The 3,747-nt window shown below is 62.7% G+C and carries 3 protein-coding genes and 1 pseudogene; 2 read left to right on the forward strand and 2 right to left on the reverse strand.

What is annotated here, in order from left to right; genetic code table 11:
• Positions 1–691: pseudogene (locus L0H65_RS16160) on the forward strand (deoxyguanosinetriphosphate triphosphohydrolase); the annotation flags it as partial.
• A 27-nt stretch (positions 692–718) separates the two neighbouring features.
• Positions 719–2,536, forward strand: coding sequence for a sodium:proton antiporter (locus tag L0H65_RS16165; protein ID WP_301460177.1), 1,818 nt, complete (start codon positions 719–721; stop codon positions 2,534–2,536).
• Here L0H65_RS16165 and L0H65_RS16170 read toward each other — a convergent pair.
• Positions 2,533–3,000 (reverse strand): disulfide bond formation protein B, encoded by a 468-nt coding sequence (locus L0H65_RS16170; RefSeq protein WP_301460179.1) that lies wholly within the window; start codon positions 2,998–3,000, stop codon positions 2,533–2,535. The two genes, L0H65_RS16165 and L0H65_RS16170, sit on opposite strands and share 4 nt — an antisense overlap.
• Entirely contained in the window at positions 2,997–3,575 is a 579-nt protein-coding gene (locus L0H65_RS16175; protein ID WP_301460181.1) for a YqaA family protein, read from the reverse strand. Before L0H65_RS16175 ends, L0H65_RS16170 begins: the two co-directional genes overlap by 4 nt.
• Positions 3,576–3,747: the final 172 nt, after the last annotated feature.

The following is a 3,747-nucleotide window of genomic DNA, read 5'->3' on the forward strand; positions in this document are numbered from 1 at the left end:
CGCGGCGGAGGGGGAGGAATTGCCCTATGCACTGGTACAAGCCAATTCCGAATGGGATCTGGAACTGAATACCTTTGCCAGTGCAGAGGCGCAGGTGGCAGCGATTGCCGATGATATCGCCTATTCGCACCATGATCTGCACGATGGCCTGCGCTCTGGCCTGTTCGATGAGGCCGATCTGATGGAACTGCCCGTCACCGGTCCGGCCTTTGCCGAGGTCGATGCGCTTTACCCCGGACTGGAACCGATGCGCCGCAGGCATGAGGCGCTGCGCCGGGTATTTGGCCGTATGGTCGAGGATGTGATCGCGGTTGCCAAGGGGCGGCTGGATGCGGCGCAACCGCAATCGGTGCAGGACATCCGGGCGATGGAGGCGACGGTGATCCGCTTTTCCAAGCCGCTTTATCAGGAGTTGAAGGCGATCCGAGCCTTCCTGTTCACCCGCATGTACCGCGCCCCGTCGGTGATGGCGGAACGCGCGCGGGTGACACAGGTGATCCGCGATCTGTTTCCCTTGTTCATGGCGCAGCCGGACCTGCTGCCGCCTGAGTGGCGCGCCGATGTGGGAAAAGCCGATTCTGGGCTGTTATTGGCGCGGATCGTGGCGGATTATGTCGCTGGCATGACGGATCGTTTTGCCTTGCAGGAACATGCGCGCCTGTCCGGTGCGCCACTTTTACCTCGGGAGTAGCAGGGTTTGGCAACAGGAACCGGGGGCTTGAGCCCCGTTGAAGCAATTGCGCTTGTCGGTGTGATCGGGGTTGGCGCGCAATGGCTGGCGTGGCGTTTGCACATGCCCGCGATTGTGTTGATGCTGGTGGCCGGGCTGATTGTCGGGCCGATAACCGGGATATTTATCCCTGCGCGCGATATCGGCGATCTTGTGACCCCGATGATTTCTATCGCGGTTGCGGTGATCCTGTTTGAAGGCGGCTTGACGCTGAACCTGAGGGCGCTGCGCGACGCGGCCAAGGGCGTGCGGCGGCTGGTGATTATCGGCGCGCCCTTGGGCTGGCTGACCTCGGCGCTGGCGGTGCATTACGGCGCGGGTCTGGGCTGGGCGAGTTCTGCCGTTTTCGGCGGGATCATGGTCGTGACCGGTCCGACTGTGATAGCACCTTTGCTGCGGCAGGCGCGGCTGTCGCGCAGACCGGCGGCTTTGCTGCAATGGGAAGCGATTGTGAATGACCCGTTGGGCGCGCTGGCGGCGGTGCTGGCGTTTGGAGTCGTTCAGGTGGTGATGACCCAAGACGGTTTGCTGGAGCCGTCGGTGCATTTTGTCCTCGGCATAGCATTCGGCACTCTGGTCGGGTGGTTGGCCGGGCGCGGCATTACACTGGCGTTCCGGCGCGGCCTGGTGCCGGAATATATGAAAGTGCCGGTGCTGTTTGTCACCTTGCTCGCCGCATTCGCCATTGCCGACCGGACCCTGCATGAAAGCGGTTTATTGGCGGTGACGGTCATGGGGCTTGTGATCGCCAATTCCGAACTGCCGAGTTACGAGGAGCTGCGTCGGTTCAAGGAACACGCAACGATTCTGCTGGTATCGGGCGTGTTTATCCTGCTGGCCGCAGGGCTGGACATGCAGGCGCTGCTGGCGCTCGACATGCGCGCGGTGACATTTGTTTTGCTGGTGGTGCTGGTGGCACGCCCGGTCACAGTGCTGGTGTCGCTGACCGGAACCGACGTTCCGATGAAAGAGCGGTTGCTGGTCGCGCTGACCGGACCGCGCGGCGTGGTGCTGATGGCCGTCGCGGGGCTGTTCGGAGATCAGTTGGTGGCCTTGGGTGTGCCTGACGGCGCGGCAATCGGGCCGCTGGCCTTTGCGCTTGTCGCCGCCACGGTGGTCTTGCACGGCTTTGGCCTGACACCCTTGGCCAGCCTGTTTGGCTTGCGCGCGGCAGAGGTGCCGGGCGTTTTGCTGGTCGGCGGCACCAGACTGACAACCTCATTGGGCGAAGCATTGAAAAAGGCCGAAATTCCGGTGCTGGTGACGGATGCCAACCTCGGGCGTTTGCGCCATGCGCGCGCGGCGGGGTTGAAGGTGTTCTTTGGCGATATCCTGTCGGAAGCGGCGGAGCATCAGGTGGAATTCATCGGCTTTTCCACCATCCTCGTTGCGACGGACAATGATGCCTACAACACTCTGGTCACCACCGATCTTGCGCCGGAATATGGCCGCGAGCATGTCTGGCAACTGCCGCAACAGAAAAGCGACAGCCAGCGCAACGCCTTGCCGGTGACGCTTGGCGGGCGGCGGATGGGCGGCGGGCGCACGCATGATGATTACGAGGCGCTGATTGCCGAAGGGTGGCGGGTACGGATGACGAAGCTGACCGAGGAATACGGCTTTGACGCATGGCGCGCAGAACGGCCGGAGGCGGTGCTGATGGCGGTGATCTCTCCCAGCGGGGAGTTTCGATTTGTCGGTGCCGAGTCGAAGAAAAACCCCGCCGCTGGGGCAAAGGTTTTCGCGCTGTCACCGCCGAAGGTCGACAGATCGGAGGAAGCGGCGAAGGCTGTGGAGGCGGTTTAGTCTCTCGGCTTGGCCGCCGCCGACAGCCAGATCAGGACCAGCACGATGGACAGGATGCCGTTCCATGACGCCATCGACAGACCGAACATTTCCCACGCCACCGAGTCGCAGCGGATGGGGGCGGCGACATTGGCGGCAGGGTTCAGCAAATCCGCGACGCTGATATTGGCGATCGACCCCCCGGAGCAGGATTCGAGACCCTTCCACCAGGCCCGCTCCACCCCGGTATGGAACAGCGCGATTCCGGCGCTGGTGAGGGCGGTCAACGCGCCAAGGTAGGGCAGGGTGCGCCCGTGCAAGATCAGCGCCAGCAAACCGATGACGACGGCGACCATATGCGGATAGCGTTGCCACCAGCACAGCTCACAAGGGCGCATCCCGCCGATATACTGAAAGCCATAAGCGCCAAGCAGCAGCGCGGCAGAGCCGAGCATCGCTAGCAGGATCAGGGATTGGCGTGTCATAGATACCTCACAGCAGCAAATCCGGCGATGAGCATGGCCATCGCCAAGGTGAACAGAAGGCCCAAGCGCCGCTCGATGAAATCGCGGATCGGGGCGCCGAATTTCCACAGGAGCGCCGCGATCAGGAAAAAGCGCAGGGCGCGGGCGAACAGGCTGGTCAGCATGAACAGCGGAAAGGAAAGCCCCGTCGCGCCCGAAAAGATCGTGATGACCTTGTAGGGGAACGGCGTGACCCCGGCGATCAGCACCGCCCAGAACCCGTATTCATGGTAACGCAGGCTCAGCGCGTCGAAACTGTCGGCCTTGCCATAGAATGTCAGCACCGAATGGCCGATGCTGTCCATGAACTCTGCGCCGATCAGATACCCGAAGGCGCCGCCTGCAACGGATGCCAGCGTGGCAACAGCAGCGAACCAGAAGGCGCGGCGCGGTGCTGCAATGATCATCGGGATCAGCAAGACATCGGGCGGAATCGGAAACACCGAACTTTCGATGAAGGCTACTGCCGCAAGCGCCCAGACCGCATGCGGCGATTGCGCAAGGTGCAGCGTCCAGTTGTAAAGGCGACGGATCATATGCGGCCCTTTCGGCGTTGACGCCATGCATCACGCCGCGCGCGGCGGGTCAAGGGGACAATCAGGCTTGCCGGGGGCGGCAGGCATTCGCTATCAAGATCAAAACCGGGGGGACAGTGATGAAGTGGCAGGGCCGACGTGAACGCCGGAATATCGAGGATCGCCGCAGTCC

The sequence above is a fragment of the Pseudorhodobacter sp. genome (assembly GCF_030452865.1).
In the GTDB taxonomy this organism is placed as follows: domain Bacteria; phylum Pseudomonadota; class Alphaproteobacteria; order Rhodobacterales; family Rhodobacteraceae; genus Pseudorhodobacter.

Bases quoted from the DNA above. Each gene is read 5' to 3' on its own strand.
- L0H65_RS16170 (WP_301460179.1), bottom strand. From the start codon at position 3,000: ATGACACGCCAATCCCTGATCCTGCTAGCGATGCTCGGCTCTGCCGCG.
- L0H65_RS16175 (WP_301460181.1), bottom strand. From the start codon at position 3,575: ATGATCCGTCGCCTTTACAACTGGACGCTGCACCTTGCGCAATCGCCG.